14 protein-coding genes are annotated in these 21566 nt (G+C 70.2%); 6 read left to right on the forward strand and 8 right to left on the reverse strand.

Going from position 1 to position 21566, the window contains the following annotated elements; genetic code table 11:
* Positions 1-76: 76 nt before the first annotated feature.
* On the reverse strand, positions 77-676 hold the full coding sequence (locus MXD95_RS07620) for an AAA family ATPase (protein WP_250639833.1): 600 nt from the start codon (positions 674-676) through the stop codon (positions 77-79).
* A gap of 305 nt (positions 677-981) precedes the next feature.
* Between MXD95_RS07620 and MXD95_RS07625 the strand changes: the two genes are divergently transcribed.
* Positions 982-3147, forward strand: a complete 2166-nt coding sequence (locus MXD95_RS07625; protein WP_250639834.1) for a tetratricopeptide repeat protein — start codon at positions 982-984, stop codon at positions 3145-3147.
* On the opposite strand, the gene MXD95_RS07630 is transcribed toward MXD95_RS07625, so the two are convergent.
* From MXD95_RS07630 to MXD95_RS07645, 4 genes are all read right to left on the reverse strand, one after another.
* A complete protein-coding gene (locus tag MXD95_RS07630) occupies positions 3139-4470 on the reverse strand; it encodes a hypothetical protein (RefSeq protein WP_250639835.1) in 1332 nt (443 codons plus the stop codon). The genes MXD95_RS07625 and MXD95_RS07630 overlap by 9 nt on opposite strands.
* 485 nt (positions 4471-4955) lie before the next feature.
* Positions 4956-5354 (reverse strand): hypothetical protein, encoded by a 399-nt coding sequence (locus tag MXD95_RS07635; RefSeq protein WP_250639836.1) that lies wholly within the window; start codon positions 5352-5354, stop codon positions 4956-4958.
* A gap of 215 nt (positions 5355-5569) precedes the next feature.
* Positions 5570-8296: a magnesium-translocating P-type ATPase gene (gene mgtA / locus MXD95_RS07640; protein WP_250639837.1), complete on the reverse strand. Its 2727-nt coding sequence runs from the start codon at positions 8294-8296 to the stop codon at positions 5570-5572.
* Positions 8297-8307: 11 nt separating this feature from the next.
* Positions 8308-8748 carry a YflT domain-containing protein gene (locus MXD95_RS07645; RefSeq protein ID WP_250639838.1) on the reverse strand — a complete coding sequence of 147 codons (441 nt, stop codon included), beginning with the start codon at positions 8746-8748 and terminating at the stop codon, positions 8308-8310.
* A gap of 805 nt (positions 8749-9553) precedes the next feature.
* Between MXD95_RS07645 and MXD95_RS07650 the strand changes: the two genes are divergently transcribed.
* Positions 9554-10474, forward strand: coding sequence for a slipin family protein (locus tag MXD95_RS07650; protein ID WP_250639839.1), 921 nt, complete (start codon positions 9554-9556; stop codon positions 10472-10474).
* A gap of 76 nt (positions 10475-10550) precedes the next feature.
* Here MXD95_RS07650 and MXD95_RS28855 read toward each other — a convergent pair whose 3' ends face one another.
* A complete protein-coding gene (locus MXD95_RS28855) occupies positions 10551-14921 on the reverse strand; it encodes a CHAT domain-containing tetratricopeptide repeat protein (RefSeq protein WP_250639840.1) in 4371 nt (1456 codons plus the stop codon).
* A 114-nt stretch (positions 14922-15035) separates the two neighbouring features.
* Here MXD95_RS28855 and MXD95_RS07660 point away from each other — a divergent pair, with 114 nt between their 5' ends.
* Together MXD95_RS07660 and MXD95_RS07665 are read left to right on the forward strand one after the other, a co-directional pair.
* The gene (locus MXD95_RS07660) at positions 15036-15389 is read left to right on the forward strand and encodes a CATRA system-associated protein (RefSeq protein WP_250639841.1); all 354 of its coding nucleotides are present in this window, start codon (positions 15036-15038) and stop codon (positions 15387-15389) included.
* The gene (locus tag MXD95_RS07665; RefSeq protein WP_250639842.1) at positions 15386-16789 is read left to right on the forward strand and encodes a CATRA conflict system CASPASE/TPR repeat-associated protein; all 1404 of its coding nucleotides are present in this window, start codon (positions 15386-15388) and stop codon (positions 16787-16789) included. The genes MXD95_RS07660 and MXD95_RS07665 overlap by 4 nt, the downstream gene beginning before the upstream one ends.
* 125 nt (positions 16790-16914) lie before the next feature.
* On the opposite strand, the gene MXD95_RS07670 is transcribed toward MXD95_RS07665, so the two are convergent.
* Together MXD95_RS07670 and MXD95_RS07675 are read right to left on the reverse strand one after the other, a co-directional pair.
* Positions 16915-17994 carry an NAD(P)H-dependent amine dehydrogenase family protein gene (locus tag MXD95_RS07670; protein WP_250639843.1) on the reverse strand — a complete coding sequence of 360 codons (1080 nt, stop codon included), beginning with the start codon at positions 17992-17994 and terminating at the stop codon, positions 16915-16917.
* Positions 17995-18443: 449 nt separating this feature from the next.
* On the reverse strand, positions 18444-19289 hold the full coding sequence (locus MXD95_RS07675) for a hypothetical protein (RefSeq protein ID WP_250639844.1): 846 nt from the start codon (positions 19287-19289) through the stop codon (positions 18444-18446).
* A 198-nt stretch (positions 19290-19487) separates the two neighbouring features.
* Between MXD95_RS07675 and MXD95_RS07680 the strand changes: the two genes are divergently transcribed.
* The gene (locus MXD95_RS07680; protein WP_250639845.1) at positions 19488-19676 is read left to right on the forward strand and encodes a hypothetical protein; all 189 of its coding nucleotides are present in this window, start codon (positions 19488-19490) and stop codon (positions 19674-19676) included.
* Between the two features lie 465 nt (positions 19677-20141).
* A complete protein-coding gene (locus tag MXD95_RS07685; protein WP_250639846.1) occupies positions 20142-20591 on the forward strand; it encodes an NYN domain-containing protein in 450 nt (149 codons plus the stop codon).
* Positions 20592-21566: the final 975 nt, after the last annotated feature.

The following is a 21566-nucleotide window of genomic DNA, read 5'->3' on the forward strand; positions in this document are numbered from 1 at the left end:
GAGCTGAACGGCGAGTGCACGGGCCCCTAGGCTTCCCAGCGGATGTGGCGGAGCTGAACGGCGAGTGCACGGGCCCCTAGGCTTCCCAGCGGATGTGGCGGAGCTGAACGGCGAGTGCACGGGCCCCGCGCGCGAGCGGCCTGGTGGATTCGGGCGCGAGGCCAATACCGGCATGCGCGGCTATGTCGTCGGCGACGGCCGAGATGGACAGGGCGTCGGTGTGGATGTGGCGGGAGAACTCGGGTCCCTGGAGAACGTGGAGGGAACGGCCGAGGTGGCGGCCGCTGTAGCTGCGGGAGGTCTCGCCGCGCCGATGGATGCGGCCGGTCATCGTCGCGTGGGTCGCGAGCAGGGTGACGTGGTGAACGCGGTGCCCGGCGGCCGTGGCCGCGGCCGTCAGGTCGGCGAGGAGTTCGGGATCGAGGACGGTCATGGGCGCGATGACGGGATCCTCGCCGCCCTGCAGAGCCAGCGTGACCATGTCGCCGACCACGCGGCGCCACGAGGGGATCTGTCGGAAGTCGATGCGTCGCGCTTTCGGCAGCATCCTGCGCATCGCGAAACCGATGTGCTCGGGGTCGCTCACGAAGCTTCCGGGCAGTCTGCGGTGGAGGTTGTAGGCGACCTGGGTCTTTCCGACGGCGTTCGGACCGTTGATCCAGATCAGGGCCGCCACGCCAGGAAGCATAGCCAGGCAGGCCTGCCGCTGAGCTCGCCGTCGGCGAGACGACCTACACCGCGCCGTCCGGAACGCTGGGTGATCGCTTCCCGGGCGTGCCAAGGCCAGCAGGCAGGCCGGCGGACTGGGGGACCAGGGGACCGGGCACGCGGGAAGAGCTCCGGCTCGTCGCCGGGATGCTGGGCGTTCGGGGTCTGGCTGGGTAAGCAGGCTGATGCGGAGACCGCTGATCGGATATTCTCGCGGACAATCCGGTGACTGTCATCGGGTGATGGGCACGGCCTGGCGATGCGGGAGGCACGGTGACCGGTTCCGTGGTTGACCCGGATGAGCATCTCGCGCCGGATGCGGTGCGCAACGTCCTGTCGGGTCAGGCGGGTGGTCCGAGTATCCAGGCGGGCGTCATCCATGGCGGAGTGACCCTTCATCTCAACCGCGCGGCCGATGTGGGGCCACCCCGGGAATGGCCGGGGCGTTCGGCGGTCTTCGTGAATCAGCGGACGCTGCTGGAAACGATGAACGGGCTGTGGCGGTCCTTTCCGCAGGACGTGCCCCCGGTCCTGGCACTCACCGGGCCGGGTGGGGTGGGAAAGACCACGGTGGCCACGGAGTGGCTGCACAGCACGCGATCGGCCTTTCCCGACGGGGAGCTGTACGCCGACCTTGGGGGGCCGAAGCTGACGGCAACCGTCCGGGCGGAGATCGCGCTGACGCGTTTCCTGCACCAACTGGGTGTCGACCCGAAGCGGATTCCTCTCGGGGCGAACGATCTGGCCGCGATGTTCCGGTCCGTCGTCGCGGGACGGCGCGTGGCCGTCCTCCTGGACAACCCCGTTACCGTCGCCCAGGTGCGGCTCCTCCTGCCGCATGCCGCCGGGAGCACAGTAGTGATCACGAGCCGGTGGAACTTCCCCGGGCTCGCGGGGCTTGTCGGCGCGCGGGTCGTGGACGTGGAGCCGCTGGACCCGCCGGCGTCGGTGGAGCTGCTGGACCGTCTGGTGCCGGACGGCCGGGTGCGTCAGGATGCCGCGGCCTCCCGTCGGCTGGTCGGTCTCTGCGACGGGCTGCCCCTCGCCCTGTGCATCGTCGGCGGGTCGATGGCATCGCGCAGAACCCGTACCGTCGCGCGTGCCGCCGACCGGCTCACGAACAGGCGGACCCGCCTGGCCAACTTCGTCGCGGGAGGGGACGTGTCCGTGCGGGCTGTGTTCGACGACATCTATGAGGAACTGCCGCCCTCGGTGGCCCGGATGTACCGCTTACTGAGCGTGCACCCTGGTCCATCGTTCACGGTGGCGTCCGCCGCCGCGGCTGTGGACGTCACCGAGGAGGAGGCGACTGAGGCGCTGGATCTGCTCGTCGAGGCGAGCCTGGTGAAGGAGGTCGCCGACGAGCGTTACGGCTTCCAGGATCTGCTCCGGCTGCACGCCGCCGCACGCGCGGAGCAGGAAGAACGACCAGAAGAGCTGGCGGCCGCGCTCGAACGCCTGCTGCGGTGGTACCTGCGCCAGACCGTCCGGGCTGACCTGGCCCTGATGCCCGGTCGCTGGCGGCTGGGCGCCGACTACGCCGAATTTCGGGCGCTGGGCGACCTGCCGAATACCGAAATCGCGTGGGGCTGGCTGGAAACGGAGCGGCCGGTCCTCGTCGCCTGCGTGATCGCCGCCGTCGAGAGCGGCTTGGTTGATCTCGCAAGTATGTTGTGCGAAGCGATGTGGAGCCTGTTCCTCCTGCGCGGATACCGCAGCGACTGGGTGAACACCCACGAACGTGTCGTGCCGGTGGCAGGGGAGGCAGGCGATCGGCGTTTCGAGGGACGGATACGTTGCCAGCTCGGCATGGCCTATCAGGCACTCGAGCGTCCTGACGACGCGGGCGAGCAGTTCGCGGCGGCGTACGCCGCCGATCTCGCCGTCGATCACCGTCGCGGACAGGCCACGGCGCGGGAGTTGCTCGGCCTGCTGGAGCACGAGCGAGAGCGGTACGACCAGGCCGTCGAGTCGTTCTCGAGCGCATTGTCACTGAACGACGATCCCCGGGCGATGGGCATTGTGCGGCGGCATCTTGGCGCGGCCCATCTCGGGGCGGGGCGTATCGAGGTGGCCTTGGCTGCTCTGGATCAGGCGAAGGCGTCGCTGGCCGGGCTGACTCCACCCGATCGGTACAACGAGGCGCGCGTGGACATGGTCCGGGCGCAGGCGTACCTGGCGCAGGGTCGGCCGGCGGAGGCACACGTGATCCTCACAGTAGCGCTCGCGGTCATGCGTGCCGAGAACGCGCGGGTACAGGAGGCCGGCGTCCACGCGCTCCTCGCGGAGGTTCATCAGGCGACCGGGGATCGCGCCGAGGCCCAGACGGCTGCTCGCCGCGCTCTTGCGCTGTACGAGGACGTCGGCGATCCACCCCGCCCGAAGATCGGGAGCCGGCTGGTGGAGATCGCCGATGGCTCCGCACAGGGCTCAGCCTGAGCAGTTCTCCTGCTGCGACCTGACGATCTGATCCTTGGTCATCCGTCGCATGGTGACGGTGCGTTCCGCCTTTCCGATCCGGACGTGAAAGGTCAACCTGGCGCCGACGGGCTGGCCGTGGGAAAGCCATCCGTACAGCGCCGAGGCGTGGAGGGCGAGGTCGGGGCCGGGACGAGCCGCGTCGGTCTCGGCGCTGTCGTACCAGTGGATCCCTGACGACAGCCGGACTGCGAGACGCACGCGTCCGCTCGCCGTGGCGACGCCGACGACGGAACACCCGGGATAGCGATCAAGCAGGTCGGACATGTCCTCCTCAAGGGGCGTGTCCGCCAGGTCGTTTGCGTGGCGGACGATGACATCGGCTATCGGGAGCGCCGAGGTTTCCTGCGTTGCCTCGTCCACGGCGAGATGTGCGTGTTCCCGGGGTTCGGACAGCTCCGCTGGGCGGCGAGCCATGGTGAGGGTGATGGTGGCGGTCCCATCGGCCTCGTCCACCGCTGCGTCCCGCACCACGGTCTCGGCCCACCAGACGGTGGGGCCACGCAGGGCTGTGCGGGGGAGCGTGGGAGGCGGAACGGCGGCGACGACGATACGGCTCGCCGGTTCGGGCAGCCCCAACCGGTCGTATATGAGTGTTCGGAGCAGTTGCGCCGACTCGCCGGGAACGGAGGTGACCGCCGAGGTCGCCGCGGCGTACTGGTTCGGTGTGTACCCGGAGATGACGGCGTCGACCTGCTCGGTGAGCGGCCGGTTCGCCCGGAGAAACGGCGCGGTACGGCCCAGCGCCGCTACCGGCGAACGAGGATCCAGCTCGTCGAACGGGAAGGCGCCCAGAAGGGTGGGACGTCCCAGCGCCGCTCCGTAGAACGTGACCGAACCATGGTCGCCGACCACTGCATCGCACGCGACCAGCGCTGCCCGCCAGCCCTCCTCCGGGGGTAACAGGACAAGTCCCGCCCGCGTGCAGTCGGCCAGCCAGGTGCGGACCTGCCACGGTCCGTGACCATGCCAAATGTTCGGATGGAGTGCCAGTACGACTCGGTACTCATCGACCGGAAGGTCGGCCAGCAGGCTCCTGACCAGCTCGAAGCGGGTGCCCAGCAAGGAGCGTGACCCCCAGGTCGAGCTGATCACCAGCAGGCGTTGCGTGGGAGAAAGGCCGAACGCGCGTCGGTACCGGCCGCGATGCTCGACGCTCGCGAGCATCCTGTCGTAACACGGATCGCCGGCCAGAACCGTAGCGGGAACAGCCGAGGGGCAATAGAGCCCGAGCCGTTCGGCCTGTTCCGGATGCGACAGCATCACCACCGACGGAATCAGCACGCCGTCGTGTAGAAGTGTTCCGGGCGACAGGCCAAATATCCCTGGTTCCCTGGTTCCCTGGTTCCCTGGTTCCCTGGTTCCCTGGTTCCCTGGTTCCCTGGTTCCCTGGTTCCCTCTTATTGTATCCAACACCGTGGGATACCACTACGAGCGGGGCGCGGATCCGGTGGAGGTCGCCGCCGTAACTGGCGGCGATGGCGAGATCGAAGGTGGTCGCAATTGCCTGCGACCAGGGAATCGTCAGAGCGCCATTCTCGGCGAGAAACTGGTGAACGCCATGCGCAAACGGCGAGGACTGCGTCCAGGTGAAGACAACCTGGACCCGAGGGTCGGATTCGAACGTGGCCAGAACGTCAAGGAGTCGGGTCATCGCCGTGACGTTATGGACAACAGCGAGCACGGTACGCTGTTGGTGAAGCGTAACCCAGCCTCCGGCGTCAGAGCCGATGGGAACCCTGGCCCACGATGGGTGCGGCACGTGATGATCAGTTGCCGTGGTCGGTCCCACCAAGAGTGATATTGCCGTAGACGGTGCGAGTCTGAACGAGACCGCCGTCGACCCGGGCATGGTCACCAACAACATTCGTGACCGACCCGGCAGCGCCCTCGTCGGGTGTCACAGCGGCTGTCCAGGAACGCAGCGCCTCGGCGAAGGCGGGATCATGGAGCGCTTGAGCGGCGAGAACCAGAGACAAGGTCTGGATCGCGTTCGGGTCGGCCTCAAGCTCGGCGGGTTCCCGCTCCACGAGATCCCGCGCAGGTGAGCCGGAACCGAACGTCCGACGGATCAGACCCACCAGGGACTGCCACACCTGCGCGCCGGCTTCTCCCGCCGTTCCCGCGAAGAGCGCTGTGAGCGTCGCGATCAGTGCCGGAACGCTCAACGGATCGAGATCCACGCACTGAGGGTACCCATCCGGCCCCACACATGCGGCCGGATGGCAAACCATGGCGGCGCTGTACCAGGCGGCGCCCGTACGGTGCACCGCCGGTGCCGCGTGGTCTGGCTTCGCCCCGTCGCGCGGACGTCCACGGGATCACGCGACGGCCATGACCAACCCCGCGTCGCGACACAACCAGGTCGGGACGCGGCGGCGGCTCACCGGCGAACGGTATCCGCGCGAACGCCGGGGATCAGGTTACGGACGCTGAAGCCGGCCGCGCGGCGGCGGAGCGCCCGGGTCCGGGAGTAGCGCCGCCGGGCGGGCGGGGGAGTCGCGCCGGCGCGGTAGAAGACGCGCTTGCCCGCCTCGATCAGCACCAGGTAGCCGGGGACGAGACCGACCAGCGCCGCGAAGAAGGCCGCGGGCAGCGGGTGGAAGCCAAGGGCGTGCGCGAGCGGGCTGGCCGGGAGAACCGACCCGACGGTCACGACGCTCACGGCCGAGAGAACCAGCGGCAGACTCGGATGGCTGCGGAAGAATGGAATCCGGCGGGTCCGGATCGCGAAAATCACCAGGGTCTGCGTGGCGAGGGATTCCACGAACCAGCCGGACCGGAATTCCGTGGCTCCGGCGTGGAAGATCCAGAGCATGACGCCGAAGGTGACGAAGTCGAAAACCGAGCTGAGTGGGCCGAAGAAAATCATGAACCGCCGGATGAAGCCGATGTCCCACTGCGAGGGCTGTCGCAGCTGCGACTCGTCGACATGGTCGGTCGGGATGGCGAGCTGGCTGGCGTCGTAGAGCAGGTTGTTCAGCAGGATCTGCGACGGCAGCATCGGCAGGAACGACAGGAACAGCGAGGCCCCGGCGGCCGAGAACATGTTCCCGAAGTTGCTGGAGGTGCCCATCAGCACGTATTTGATGGTGTTGGCGAAGATCCGCCGTCCTTCGGCGACGCCGTCGGCGAGCACGTCGAGGTCCTTCTCCAGCATGATCACGTCGGCGGCGTCCTTGGCCACGTCGGTGGCCGAGTCGACGGAGATTCCCACGTCGGCGGCATGCAGAGCGAGCGCGTCGTTGACACCGTCGCCGAGGAAGGCGACCCCGCCGCCGCTGCGGCGCTGCACCCGGACGATCCGGGCCTTGTCCTTCGGGCTGACCCGGGCGAACACCGTCGTGCCGACGATCGCGGCGGCGAGCGCGTCGTCGTCCAGCGCGGCCACCTCGGCCCCGGTCAGTGTGCCAAGGACGGCGGCCGTGGTCTTCGTGCCGGCCAGGGTCTTCGTGCCGGCCAGGCCGAGGTCGCCGCACACCTTCACCGCGACGGCCGCGTTGTCCCCGGTCACCACCTTGACCGCGATCCCCAGCTCGGACAGTCGGGTGAGCGCCCCGGCGGCGTCGGGCTTGGGCGGGTCGAGGAAGACCAGGAAACCGGCCAGGGACAGCCGCTGCTCGTCGGCGGCCGTCGGCGGACGGGCCTCGCCGACGGCGCGGGTGGCGACCGCCACGACACGGTTGCCCGCGAGGAACTCGACGGCCAGCGCGTCGCGCGCCGCCTGGGGCACGTCGACGCAACGGTCCAGTACGGTCTCCGGCGCGCCCTTGGTGACCAGAGTAAGCCGGCTGTCCGGGTCACGGACCAGGACGGAGACCATGTTCCGCTCGTGATCGAAAGGCAGCACGCCCACCCGGGTGTACCCGGCGAGCGCGGCGAGTTGGCCGGTGACGGCGGGCGCCCGCCACAGCGCCTGGTCCAGCGGGTTCCCGCCGACGACGGGTTCGGCGCCGGCCGTGTTCTCGGTGGCGAGCAGACCCCAGCGCAGGACCGCGTCTCGCTCGCAGGCATTGGTATCGGCCTCGGTGCCGGCACCGGCGGCTGGCAGCGCGCGGGTGAAATCGATGTGCCCGGCGGTGAGGGTGCCGGTCTTGTCGGTGAACAGGACATCGACGTTGCCCAGGTCCTCGATGCAGACCAGCCGCTTGACCAGCACCTTGCGTCGGCTCATCCGCCGCGACCCGGCGGCCAGGCTGCTGGATACGACCGCCGGCAGCAGCTGCGGGGTGATCCCGACCGCGATCGCCAGCGAGAACAGCAACGCGTCCATGATCGGCTTGTGCAGGACGACGTTGAGCGCGAAGATCGACGTGGTCAATGCCCCAGCCACGTACACCAGCAGCATCGAGAACTTCCGCAGCCCGACCTGGAACTCCGTGTCCAGTTGGTGGGTGCTCAGCCCGGCCGCGATCGCGCCGAACTCCGTGCGCGCGCCGGTGGCGACGACCAGGCCGCGGCCACTGCCCGCGCTGACCACCGTGCCCATCAGCGCGCACGAGGTGAGCTCGGCCAGCGGGGTGCCCGCCGGCACCAGCCCGGCGTGTTTCGCCACCGGCAGCGACTCGCCGGTGAGCACCGACTCGTCGCACTCCAGGCTGGTGACCTCGAGCAGGCGGACGTCTGCCGGTACGATGTCGCCCAGGCGCAGCGCGACGATGTCGCCGGGCACCAGGTCGGTCACGTCGACCTCGATGGGCGCCCCGTCCCGGATGACCACGGTCTCGTGCCGGATCTGGTCGTGGAGCGCCTCTGCCGCTTTCTCGGCCCGGTACTCGTTGACGAAACCCAGGCCCACGGACAGGGCAACGATCACGCCGATGATGACGGCATCGCCGCGTTCGCCCACGAAGTAGGACGCCAGCGCCGCCGTCACCAGCAGGGCCAGCAGCGGCGAACGCACCTGGTGCCACAGCACCGGCAGCAGCCGCGCCTGGTGCGAGGACACCGCGTTGGGCCCCCATCGGGCGCGGCGCCGGACGACCTCGGCCGCCGAGAGACCGCGCTGCTCGTCGACGCCGAGGCCGCGCAGCAGCTCAGCGCCGTCGGTGGTGGCGGCGGCGCTGACACCCGCGACCGGAGCCGCCAGTCGAGGCGAGGCGGTGACCATCAGATGGTCGGTTACCGGCTGGCGGGCATCGCGGCGACCAGCCCGCGGGCCTGCTCGATGAAGCGGTGTTCGATCAGCACCTCGTACCTGGTCGCGACGATCTGGCTGATGGAGACGAAGTCCCGGGTCCCGCCGCGGGTCGCCGTCCGGTATGCGAGCTGGCTCCAGATAGCCCCGAAAGCCGCGCCCAGAAGCGGCGTGGTGATCAGGAAGCCGATCTGGCCTCGGTCACTGAACAGGGCGAACGCGATGCCGACGAACAGTCCGATCCACAGCCCGGAGACGGCGCCCGCCGCCGCCACCTTGCCGTGGGTGAGCCGTCCGGTCACCCGTTCGACGGACTTCAGCTCGGTGCCGACGATGGCGACGTTCTGGACCGGAAACTCGTGGTCGGACAGGTAGTCGACGGCGTACTGGGCCCGCGAATAGTCGTCGTAGATCCCGAGCGACATTGGATATTCCAAATTCAGCGACGGACGCGAGATACCGCGTGAGACGGCCATGCTGTGGGCCTCATCCTGACGAGAGAATTCCGGCGACGACACGACTGGAGGTCAGGTACTCAGCCAACGGGAGCGGCACCGCCGGCATCGTGTGACCTCATCCGTGGATCACCGTACGATGCCCGGCCACGAGCGGATGCTCACAGGTACCGCGACGGTAACCTGGCCTGGACTGGCTGCTGCTCAACCAGTCTCAGCATAGCCCCGATCTGGGGCAACGGGGCGTGGAAGTTCGTCTCACCCCGCGGCGGTGGATGTTGTTCCGGGGGGGTGCCGTCGAGCCGGACGGGCGCCGCCGGCCGGTTCCGGCCGCGACCTCCGCGTCACCGGACGGGCACAGTGCCACCCGGGCGTTCAGTGTCACCCGGGCGTTCAAGGTCACCCTACGTTCAAGGTCACCCGGGCGTTCAAGTCGAGGCTCTGAATGGTCAGCCGAGCGTTCAGCGGCGTCGCCCCGCAGGCGTTATCGGCGGGTTTCCCGCTCGGTTTCGCCGACGGGCACGGGGGACTATGCTGGCCCTGGTTGGGTAGCAGCCGGCCCAGGTCAGGTTCTCGTCGCTGGGGGCCTGTGAGCAGTCGCTCGCCACTGGGCAGTGTCCGCTGATCGTGATCAACGAGTGGGGCCACTCGCGCACCCGACGGCTCGTCACTCGACCCTCCCGCCGCCGGAGAGCCGCGTCCAGCGTCCCGCGTCCGGAGCCCGCCGCCACGCGGCCCGCCTCCGGGGTCATCACTCAATCCTCGGAGCTCCGTCATGGCAGTCCTGATCGTCGTGATCGTCGTCGTCGCCTTTCTGTTGCTGGTGGCAGCCTCGATCTCGGCAAAAATCATCAAGCAGTATGAGGAAGGCGTCGTGTTCCGGCTGGGCCGGGTCATCGGGGAACGCCGACCCGGCTTCCACCTGATCATCCCGTTCGCCGATGTGCTCCACCGGGTGTCCCTGCGCATCGTGACGATGCCGATCCAGTCGCAGGGCATCATCACCCGGGACAACGTCAGCGTCGACGTCTCCGCCGTCGCCTATTTCAAGGTCGTCGACGCCGTGAAGTCGGTCGTCGCGATCGAGAACGTCTACGCCGCGATCGACCAGATCGCCCAGACCACCCTGCGTAAGGTCGTCGGCCAGCACACCTTGGACCAGACCCTGGCCGAGACCGACAAGATCAACCTTGACATTCGCGCGATTCTCGACGTGGCCACGGTCGCGTGGGGCGTCGAGGTCACCCTGGTCGAGCTCAAGGACATCCAGCTGCCCGACAGCATGAAGCGCGCGATGGCCCGCCAGGCTGAGGCCGAGCGGGAGAAGCGCGCAAAGATCATCAATGCCGAGGGCGAGTCCCTTGCCGCCGCCGCCCTGGGCGACGCATCCGACACGATGATGGCCCACCCACTGGCCCTGCAGCTGCGTAACCTGCAGAGCCTGGTCGAGATCGGCGTCGACAAGAACACCACCGTCGTCTTCCCCGCGCCCCTGATGACCACCATCGCCGAGCTCGGCTCCTTCCTGGCCCGGGAGTCCGCCGCGGCCCTCCCGGCGCCGGCATCGACATCGGCGTCGGCGGTGCCCACCGCACCCGCGGCACCCGCGCCGCCCGCGCCGCCGGCCGGACCCGCCACGTCCGCCACACGGACCACCACCGCCAACAATGGCCAGGTCGAGCCGCGGCAGCCGTGAGCCCGACCGTCACGATCACCAGGCCGGTCCGCACGCCGATGGGGCACCGTCGGCGCCGGGCGGGACGTGGTGGCGGTCAGCGACCGGTATGAACGAAAGAGGCCCAGACGGTGGGGACGTCCGCCCATACCTCGCGCAACTGCTGGATGGCGGCGTGCAGTGCGATAGCGCTGCTGTCCGCCTCGGCGTCCGAGGCGCGGGCAAGCTCCTGGTAGAAGCGGGTGGCCACGGTGAGGGTGATCCGGTCCGAGACCGGCCACAGGGAGCCGACGACGTGACGGTAGCCGGCGAGCTGGAGGCCGGACAGCAGGTGGATCGCCTCGTCGACGAGCGCGGGTGCTGGTCGGGCCGTCGTGCAGGCGGAGAGGAATCCCAGGCAGGCCGCCTCGAGTCGGAGGGCGTCCAGGTCGGACACGGTCAGCGGTGCGGTCTCGTGGTCGTGGACGAGGAGCAGGCTGTCGGAGGGGCGGACCGGGTCGCTGGTCGCGTGACAGGCGAAGTGTGTCCAGGTGCTGCCGTCGACGGCGGTGAGGACCGCGGCCCGGGTGGCGTCCGCGTCGCGCAGGACCGATACCTGGCCGGGATAGGTCTCGTGGAGCATCGCGACCTCACGGTCGGCGCCGGGCAGGCTGCGCTGGCCGGGTGTGGCGGGCATCGCGACGGCGAGGACACGCGGCGTCCCAGGTCCGGCCATGTTCTCGACGTCTCCGGACGCGGGACGTGCCGCCCTGACCGGGCGCGTGCGGCTCCACAGCAGCGAGCGCACCGTCGGCGTGTACGAGCTGACGACATGGTCGATCACCGCCTGTCCCGGGGGCGCGGCGGGATCGTGCAGACCGGCGGCGTGCAGCGGCAGGTAGCTGAGGAGTCCGGTGGGGCACCACCACAGGCGCGGTGGTGGGCTGTCGCTGTCGCCGGGTGACGGCAGCGTCCCCAGGGACCGCAGGCGGTTGAGGATGGGTTCGGCTATGGCGTGCCAGAGCCAGGCCAGCAGGCGGCGGCTGTTCGCGTCGGCATCGGCGAGGCCCTCGGCAGGCGCGGTCGGATCCGTGCCGACGTCGACCGCCCGCAGCAGGTCGATCACCTGTGTCCGGACGTCATCCTCGGTCACGGCGCGCAGCGCCAGATGGTCCACGCCGTCGGCTGTCACGATCAGCGCGTCGCACCGGTACCTGCTGACGTTGACGACCACGACCGGTCCGCCGGCCGCCGCCATGCACATCTGCTCGACCGAGGGTGGGCGTAGGAAGTCGGCGCAGCCGGGCCGGGCGCGGATTCGTTCGGTGAGATCCGCCAGTTCAGCGGCGAGCTCCCGCCGGTGCAGGATCTGCGGCTGGACGGCCGCGGTCTCGCCGCAGGCTTGTTCCAGCGGGTTGTTGGCCGCGGCGCCCAGCAGCAGCCGGACGGCCTCGAACCTGCTGGCGAGTTCCGGCTCCACGCGGGCGAGGTCGGTCAGATCGGTCCGGACGTCGTAGGCCTGGCCGAGCAGCACGCCCCGTCCCTGGTCGAGGCGGAGCAGGGCTTCCTGCGGTCGACCGGCGCGGATGAGCGCCGCCGCCGCGTCGCGGGCGAGTCCGGAGATCTCGGCCAGCCTGACCTCCTGGTCGTGCCGGTCGAGATCGCGTGGCGCGAGGAGGGCCAACAGATCGATCGCGAGCGTGTAGCTGTCGGCGGCCGCGTGCAGGTGCGGGGAGCGGCGTTCGTCGTCCGGTTCCAGGTCGGCCAGGGTCATGGCGACCTCGCCGCGGGAGGCCGCGGCGCGCACCCGGGTGACGGTCGGGGCGATCGTCATGGCCGCGGCGCGGTTCAGGACGACGCCGGCCCGCTCAAGGTCGGCGCGTTCGAGACTGGCACGGCCCCCGGCGACGGTGTGCCGGGTCTGTAGCGCGCGGCCGAGGTGCAGCAGCGCCCTCGCCTGCTCGGGCTGCTCGGGCTGGAGGAGCGCCAGCGCGTCGTCAGCCATCCGGATCGCCTCGTCCAGGTCAGCCTCGATCGTGTGCTGGTCGGGACCGTGCTGGCCGGGCGAGGTCACATGCAGCCGTCGCGTGTGTCGTTCGACCAGCATGGCGCAGATGTTGACCAGCACCGCCGGGCGCAGGCGTTCCCGCGGCGAGGTGGCGGCCAGGCCACTGCGAGCGATCTCGATCGCCTTGTCGAGATCCGCGCAGGGGCTCACGGGGTCGGAATCCGACCCGACCAGCTCGGCGACGGCCGGCGGCAGGCTGGTCATCAGCTCATAGCGGCTGAGCAGGGCTCCGCCCAACGTCGTCAGCGCGGCGGCCCGGTCGGAATGGCCCGGCCGGGCGAGGTCGACGACGCTGCGGGCATGCTCCACTGCCTCGTCGGCCAGCGCCATCGGATCGTCCCGGTAGACCCAGCTCGACCGGCCGATCAGCGACTGCAGTGCGGCGGCGAGATTGAGCCGGACCAGCACGGTTGCCGGGTCGTCGGCCGCGAGGGTGCCTGCGGCGAGCCGGAGCACCTCGATCGCCTCGGTCGCCGCCGCGCTCGCCCCGGTGTGTTCGAACCGTTCGACGAGGGCGACGGCCAGGTTGGCGCGCCGGGCCGCGAGGTCGACATGGTCCGGCGGGGTGGCCGCGACCGCCTCGCGGGCCAGGTCGATGGCCTGATCGAGGTCGGCGTCGTCGCCGCTGAGCGCGCAGCGCGTCCGCAGGGCGATGCCCAGGTTCGTCAGGCAGGTCGGGCGTTCGGCATGCTGCGGGCCGAACAGGTCCAGTGCCCGGGTGCCTGCGGCCAGGGCGAGGTCGAGATCGGCCGGGTCGTTCCTCCGGTCGTAACGGGCCTGCGCGGCGGCGGCCAGGCTGGTCAGGTGGGCGGGAAGGTCAGGATGCTCCGCCGGGGTCTGCTCGACGGCCGCCGCGGCCATCGTCACGGCTTCGTCCAGGGGATGCTGGCCGGCCTGGTCCACCGTCATCCCGTTACCAGGCGCTTCGCCGCCGCTTCCGTTGTCACTGCCGACCGGGGCGCCGTCGGGGCCTCGGCTGTCGTCGTCGGTCTGGGTTCCGTCGCCGCGCTGTCCGTCGGACTGGTCGTTGTCGGACTGGTCGTTGTCCTGCCTGATCGGTCCGCCAGGGGGGAGGGCGCCGGGTGGCAGCCGGGCCAGCTCGGTGAGCATCACGCTCAGGTGGATCAGGCGGCGGGGGCGCGCTGGATCACCGGGCGCACAGCCGGCCAGCGCCACCCGGCCCAGTTCCAACGCGGTCGCGAGATCCTCGACGTCACCGGCGAGACGGTAGCGCGCGACCAGCAGGACGCTGAGGTTGGTCAGCACGAACGGGTCGTCCTCGTCGATCGCGTGCGCCTGCCGGGCGAGGCTGACGGCCTCGGCGAGCAGAGCCGGGTCGCCGGTCCGGCGGAACAGGGCGCGCAGGACCAGCGCGGCATTCGAGCGCCGGATGGCGGCGCCGGGCTGACCGGGATCATCGGTGGTCACGGACTCGCGGGCCAGCGCGACGGCATCGGTCAGGTCGGCGTCGGACTGGGTCTGACCATGGCGGGCGAGCAGGGTGGCCGCGACGTTGCCGAGTACCCGGACCCGGTCGGGATGGCCCGCCGGCGCGGCCTGGACGGCCTGGCGTCCGACATCGGCAGCGGCGGCGAGATCGTCGTCGTCGCCGAGGTGCTCGTGGCGTGCGCGTAACGCCAGGCTGAAGTTGGTCAGCCGGGCGGCGAGTCCGGTCGCGCCCTCGGGGGTGACCGCCACCGCGGCCTGGGCGGAGGTGACCGCGTCGTCCAGGTCCGACCGTTCGGCGCGCAGCGGGTAGCGGCCGTGGAAGATGCCGGCGAGGTTGGTGAGCATGATCCCGCGGTCGGGGTCGTCCGCCGGCAACCCGAGGACTGCCTGCGTGACCATGGCGATGACGACATCGAACAGCTCGGAGACCCCGGTGCGAGCCGCGACGGGCCACAGGGTCAGGGCGCTGTCGTGCAGTGGCCATGGCCCGTCCTCGTCCGCCGGCTGTGCGCCGTTGATCGCCTCGGCGATGTCGCTCGGGACGAGGCTGGGATCGATCGTATGTAACGGCCGCAACAGTGCCATGGCGGCGGACAGATCGACCCGGCCCCGCCCGGGGCCGAGCGCGTGGCTACGGGCCCAGTAGAACCAGCCCGCCGTGCGGACCTGCTGGACGAGCGTCACGAGCGCGTCCCGATCGGGCGCCAGCGTTTTGTCCTCGGCGTCTTCGGTGTCCGCGTCCGAGGGGGAGTGGGGGATCGGCGGTGTGCCGATGGACGTTCTGTCGGTGCGGGGGCGGGACAGCGGCTGGAAGTCCAGCAGGACGCCGAGGTGCGGCTGGGCGGCAAGCAGCTGTGCCATCCGTCGATCGGCGGCGGTGGCCAGCAGTTCCGTGGGATCGCCGGTCTCGGCGAATCCCTCGACCAGCCGCCAGATGACCGCGAAGTCGATCGCGTCGACCGCTGTCGTCACCACATGATTGTGCGCCGATCTCATGTCCCGTCGGGAATTGCGCCGGTTGAATCTGGTTGGGACTGTCCGCCCGGGTCCGCGGCGCGGCTCGGATGTCGACGATCTGGAGGGTACGTGATCACCGATCGGCTTCGCGTCGAGGCTCATCAGGCGCTGGACCTGCTGATCGAGCTGACCAGCGACGACCCGAGCTGGCGGCGGATTGAGGCGGCCCTGTCGGCACTGGACGGGGCGCTCGCCCGCGAGGACGCCGGGGCCTTCCGCTCCGCCCTGCGGGCACTGGACCTGGAGGCCAACCGGGTCCGCAACCGTCACGGCGAGGGCGGCGTAGCCGCCGGCGACGATCCGTCGAAGGCGCCGAAGAGCATCGGACGGCAGTCTCGGGACCGCGCCCACGAGCTCCAGGAGCGGCTCCTGCCGGCCACCGACCGATCCTCGGACCACGCCTCGGACGACCGCCGGCCGTGATCGGGCCGCATGCCCCGGCGTTACTCACCTATCTCTGGCTGCTCCCGGAGGCGACCGCCGGCGGCGCCGGCTGGGAGCAGACAACGCGCCTGTGGCGACGGATCCGCCGCGACCTTCGGCTGACCACGGCCATCCCCGGTCTGCACGTCCCCGTCGACCTACCGGCGAACGCCTTCTCGGACGCCTCCGCGCTGGTCGCGGCCGCGGGCGGCGACCAGCCGGGGGTCTGGCAGGCCCTCGCCCGGGTCGAACACGACGTGTTGTGCTTCGCCGTCATGCAGGCACCTGCCGACCAGCCTGAGCTGCGATGGCCGGAGCTGGAGGCTACCTGGCTCGCGGTTCTCCACCCGCCGGACGGCGCTGACGCGGTCGACGACATCATCGTCGGTGAGGCCCGGCTGCTACTCGGTCTGTCCCCACCTGGCTGCACGGACGACGAGATGGCCAGCCTGGTCCAGGCCGAGCTTCGGTCGCCGACCCCGCTCGCCTGGCGGAGCCAGGTCACGGAGCTTGCCAGCCGGATCCGCCTCTGGGAAGTCACGGTTTCCGCGCCCGACGACCGGACGCTACGTCGGTTCGTCGTGCTGGGCCCACAGGACGAGGAGGTGCGGGTCGACCGGCTCGTCTGGACGTCGACCGGCGACGGCGACCTGACCGGGCTGGCACGGTTCCTGCTGCACGCGGCCAAGCTGCGTCACCAGCTGCGGGTGTTCGCGGGCGGACGGCAGCTGCGCCAGTTCCGAACGGACGTGGACCGCCGCATCGACCGGATTCTCGACGGTGGCCGGGACTTGGCCCGGCTGCACCAGGATCTGGTCATCGGGGCGACGACGCTGTCTCGACTGGGACGGATGCGTCAGAGCGTCGAGATCATCGACGGCAATATGCGGCGCAACCTCGCCCAGGCAGGCCTGCTGGGCGTAGCGGGGGAACCCGACGGCCCGATCGGCGACGATCTGCACCTCGCGGAGTGGTTTCGGCAGCGGCTGGACGACGAGTTCGCCGAGCTGGCGGAACTGACAAGCCGGGCGGCGGAGGTCGACGAGGCCAGCAGCTGGTCCGCTCCGCGCCGACCGGGGGCCGCCGCCGATCGGGTACCGACGCCAGAACCCGGCCCGGACGACCTCGTTCTCAGCCCCGAGCAGCGCCGCAGGTTCTGCCACGAACTGGCCCGCGTGCTCGGCTCCGGAACGCCAGGCACGCAGATACTCGAGGAGATCGGTCTGGCCCGCTCGCTGCAGATCAACCCGATCGGCCTCAGCGCATGGGCCTGGTGGACCGAGACGTTTCGGGAACTCGACCACGGCGTCATCGCCGCCCCATACCGGCGTCTGCTGGCCTCCGCACTGCGCCGGTACCCGGACAACCCACTGTTCACCGAGCTCGCCAGCCGACGCTAGCGCCGCATCAGGGCACGTTTGCCTTGGCGACGACGTCGCGTGGTTTCTGGTGCGGGCAGCAGCAGGTGGTTGACCGGCCGGGCGGGGGACACTGAACCGTCCCCTGCCCGGCCAGGCGGGACGGCCTAATTCGTCGCGGCGAGCTTCTTCGCGACGAGGCGGGAGGCGACCAACGGGAGATCGGCGTAGGTGACAATGCCCTCCCGGGCGGCCACGACGGCGGGAATGGCGTTGACCACCGGAAGCGCGGTCAGCATGGATCCCATCTTCGAGGCGTCCTCCAGCGTGAAGTTCTCCAGATCGCCCGGCAGGACGTCGATGCGCAGATGGATCTGCGGATCGCCGAGCACCTCGACGAGATGGCCGCTCGCGACCTCCCAGGCCGGCTCGAGATCCGCCACGACCGTCCACCGGATGTGCGCCTCGACCAGGTCGACGCCGCCAACCGAACCAATCCAGCGGATGTCGATGCCGCCCACTGTGCCGCGCTGGACCGAGCGGCCCGGGACGTCCGCGTCGCTCGCCGCGTGGGCGAACTCGACCTCGCTGCGGATGTCGTCGAGGGTCGTGCCGAGCTGGGCCGCCATCGCCTCGACGGAGTCGGCGAACACCGCGGTGGCCCGGCGGATGTCGTCGGCGTGGCCGGGATCGCCGGCCGGGCGGCCCCAGCCCAGCTCGTCCTGGTTCGCGTCCGCGGCCCACAGTCCGATGTTGGTCGACTCGGTCACGGTGAGCCGGGTGACCTCCCGGCACGGTCCGGAGGCCACCGCCGCCAGGTAGGCGACCCAGCCCGGATTGATGCCGCTGCCGAACAGGGTCGCGTGGCCCTCACGGGCCGCCGCCTCCAGCGCCGCGCGCGCCTCGGCGCCATAGGCCCGGCCGGTGACGAACCCGGCGGTCGAGGCGACGTTGATCCCCGCCCGCAGCAGGCGGGTGAGCTGGTCGACATCGGGGTTCAGCGGCATGTAGAGCACGCAGTCGGGCTGTAACGCGATGAGCGCGTCGATGTCGTCGGTGGCCACGACGCCGAGGTCGCGGCCGAGCCCGGTGAGTTCGCCGGCGTCCTTGCCGATCTTGTCCTTGCTGTACGCGTACACGCCGACGAGTTCGAGGTCGGGGCGTTCGGCGATGGCCTTGACGGCCTCGCTGGCCACCTTGCCGGTTGTCCACTGCACGATCCGCACGGGGCGGTCGACGGTCGCCATGGGTTCTCCTCTGTCGAGGTCCGGAGCACGTGCCGGTTCGGCTGGCGCCGGGCACGGTGTTAGGCGGGCACGGTGTTGAGCAAGCACGGTGTTGGGCAGATGCCCAAAGTCCCCCTATAGCTGCGTATCACGCGGGGGTGTGACCGGCAACGCGGCGAGGGGCAGCCACACCGGCCGATATCTCGACGAGATCTGATCAGGTGCTGCTGTCGGTCGAGGCGGTGTGTTCGGAGGGCGTGGGGCGTAGTCGCTGGCCCGTTCGCCAGGTTGGACCGGACGCGATGATCCCGTCTGGCGTGAACCCGAACCGACGGAGCCGGTCGTCTCCTGCCTCGGCCAGCACATCGGCCAGCCGGCTGGCGGCCCGCCCGTCGCCGGCATCAGCCCGGGTACGTAGCCCTTCTCGATCTCCCGCCTCGGCCAACAGACCGGCCAGCCGGTCGGCAGCCTCAATGTCGCCGGCGTCGGCGCGGGCCTGTAGCCCCTCTCGGTCTCCGCTCTCCGCCAGCAGAGTCGGTGTCCAGATAGGTCTGCAGCTCATCGAGCCAGACCACCAACCGCCCGCCCGACCCCCCTGCCGCGAGAGTGTCCAGCTCGACGGCGCCGGCCGGGTGCAGCAGCGGCCAGTCGCCAAGTTCCGCGCGGACGGCCTCGAAAGCGGTACGGGACTTACCTACCGAGGAGTCGCCAACAAGCAGCAGAAACCCGCCCCGGGCCGCCATCGCCCGCAGCCGGGCACGCACGCCGTCGCGCGCACTGTCGACATCACGGGCCACGTAGGCCGGCAAGGCGCGGGGCGCCGCGCCATCCACGCCGATCGGCTCATGCACCCCCAGCAGAAAAGGATCAGCGTCTTCGGCCCTCTGCAGCCCGGCCGATGCGGGGAAAGCCGGCGCCTCGGGCGTGAGCGTGGGCTGCAGCTGACCGAAGGGTCCGTCAGCGCTGCCGGAATATGCGGGACGCGGGGAGGAGCGTGGTCGTCCGCCGCGGCCCGATCCGGTGCGGCGCTGCGCCAAAGCGCTGCGCCGGGTCTCCCACCATCTGTCCGGCGGCGCCTGATAGGCGCATCCCGAGGGGACCCTGCCGCGCAGGTAGGCGATGAGGAACGCGGCGACCCGCGGGTTGGCGGGGACGTTGCGGCCATTGAACCAGTCACTCCACGACGACACGCCCAGAGTGAGCGGCGGCTTCTGCTGCCCCGCCTGGTACTGAAGCGTCTGGCCGGTCGGCCGGGCAGCGGCCTCCCACAGATCGCGCAGCGCCGCCGCGTAGGCAGCGGTCGCGTCGTCGCCCACCAACAGTCCCGCCCCCGCCAGTCCGCATCGGATTCCGAACCGGAATCCGCCTGAAATCCCGCATTCTGCGGCATGACTGCAGGTAACGATTCTGCCGCACCCCACCGCAGACCGAGGCGAGCTGTCGGAAACCGGCCGAAGCCATCTTCTCCCCAGCACACCGCCCGTCCCGCGGCGGAACGAGTTGAGGAGATCTCTGTGCGCTCCCTGTACGCTCTGCTGCTCGCAGCACTGGTCGTCACCGTGTCGGTGCTCGCCGGGCTGGTGAACGCTGTGCTGCACCGCGCGGACGGAGCGAGCCTGCCGACAGCGGCCCGCGCAGGCGGGCGTGCCGCCCTCACGGTCGCCGCTGTCCTTATTGCCGCCGCCGGTCTCGCCACCCTGTAACGCCCGCCCGCGGTGGCACCGACGTCGACGGTCCACGTCGCGGCGCCACCGAGGAGGCGGACCGAACACGGTCGAGGTCGCACAGCCAGCGCGGGTCATCACCCAGCCCGCTTTCATGATCGACCGTGACCGCCTCGAAAACTCTCGCGGGACGATACCGCAGCGGCAATACTGGATGGCTTCGGTGCGTGACTGTGTGACTGTGTGACTCGCTAGAGATTGGGGTGTGTGGTGCAGTGGAGCTCCGGCGAATCGCCCAGGAATCAGGCGCGGCGTCGGCGGCTCATGGTGCCGGTGGGTACGTCGCGGCCTGCGGTCGGTGAGTTCTGGTGTCGTCTCCGCCGGAGGATCACAGCGCTCAACGGCCCAGTCCCGGCTGAGCTGTCCGCGGCCGGACCGTGCCTGTCCGCGGCCTCGACTGGTGTCCCGGGTGACGGCACGGTGGTGGGTCGGGCACGGCTGGCGGTGCTCATCGACGCCGACAACGCCCAGGCATCGGTGATCGGCTCGGTGCTGGCGGAGGCCGCCACGTTCGGTACGGCCCAGGTCAAACGCGCCTACGGCGACTGGACCGGCACGAGTCTGAAAAGCTGGAAAGAGCAGCTCCTCGCCCATTCGATCCTGCCGGTACAGCAGTTCGCCTATGTCACGGGCAAGAACGCCACCGACGCCGCGATGGTGATCGATGCGATGGACCTCTTCCACGCTGGCGAGTTGGACGGATTCTGTCTCGTGTCCTCCGACAGCGACTTCACCCGACTCGCGACCCGGCTGCGCGAATCAGGCCGGACGGTCTACGGCTTCGGGGAACGCAAGACGCCCCGACCGTTCGTCTTGGCCTGCGACGCATTCATCCAGGTCGAGAACCTCGCGTCGACCTGCGGACCTGCGGCTGCCGGAAGCTGGGCGTGCTGATCGTCGCAATCGGCCTGTTCGACATCGAACGACGCCCAGACGGCACCGGCAAACCCACAGTGGTCGGCCTGGACCACGCTCCGCCGGCAGGCACGCAACCTGTTCGAGTCCGACAGCGCCTTACCGCCACAGACCACCAACCCCGAAAAACGCCGGCCGCCGGGGGTCCGGGGGTCGCCCCCCGGGCAGACGCCGAAGCTGATCAAAGATCAGCGAGCATGAAAGGTGAGCACGGTGCGCCGTCAGGGACTTGAACCCCGAACCCGCGGATTAAGAGTAGCGGGCGGCTTGTCCGTAGACGTCCATGGACGTCTGCTCTGTCGGCTCAACCTGGGCATCGGCTCCGTCCGTGTCCACGCTCGTCCGCCGGTGTCCGCGGGCTTGGGTACAGCGTTTGGGTACACCGGGCCCGGCTCGTGTGAGTCGACGGCCGACGCTTGTCGCATCTGCCCGACGATCCGTGGAGATCTTGACTTTGCCAACGCCTTCGACGGACGACCACAGACGGTCTCGCCGCTGGCAAGCTGGGCGGGTCAGGCTGTCCACTGCAACTGGCTCGGTCTCCCGGCCGCCCGATGGCGTGCCCCCTGCTTGAACTTCTGCCCCTGGCGTGCGCGACGGCGGGATGCTGGCCCCCCTCGCACTCGTTTGCTGCAGTCCAGAGACTTGGCTGGCGGCGCTTCAGAGGCTCGCGAATAGCCTAACCCTGCCCCAAGGTCAGGGACCCGACACAGGGGCACGGTGTCTCTGACAGTGATCGGCCAGAACGTATCTTAGGCTCATTACACCTGCTGCCACAGGAAGCGGCCACGCAGTAGAAAATCATCATGTATCGGGGGATGCGTTGAGCGGGTCGGGCTCGGGTGGTGCGGCGGGTTCCGGTGGTGCGGCGGGCTCGGGTGGTGCGGCGGGCTCGGGTGGTGCGGCGGGCTCGGGTGGTGCGGCGGGCTCGGGTGGTGCGGCGGGCTCGGGTGG

Source organism: Frankia sp. AiPa1 (genome assembly GCF_023243075.1).
Lineage (GTDB): Bacteria > Actinomycetota > Actinomycetes > Frankiales > Frankiaceae > Frankia.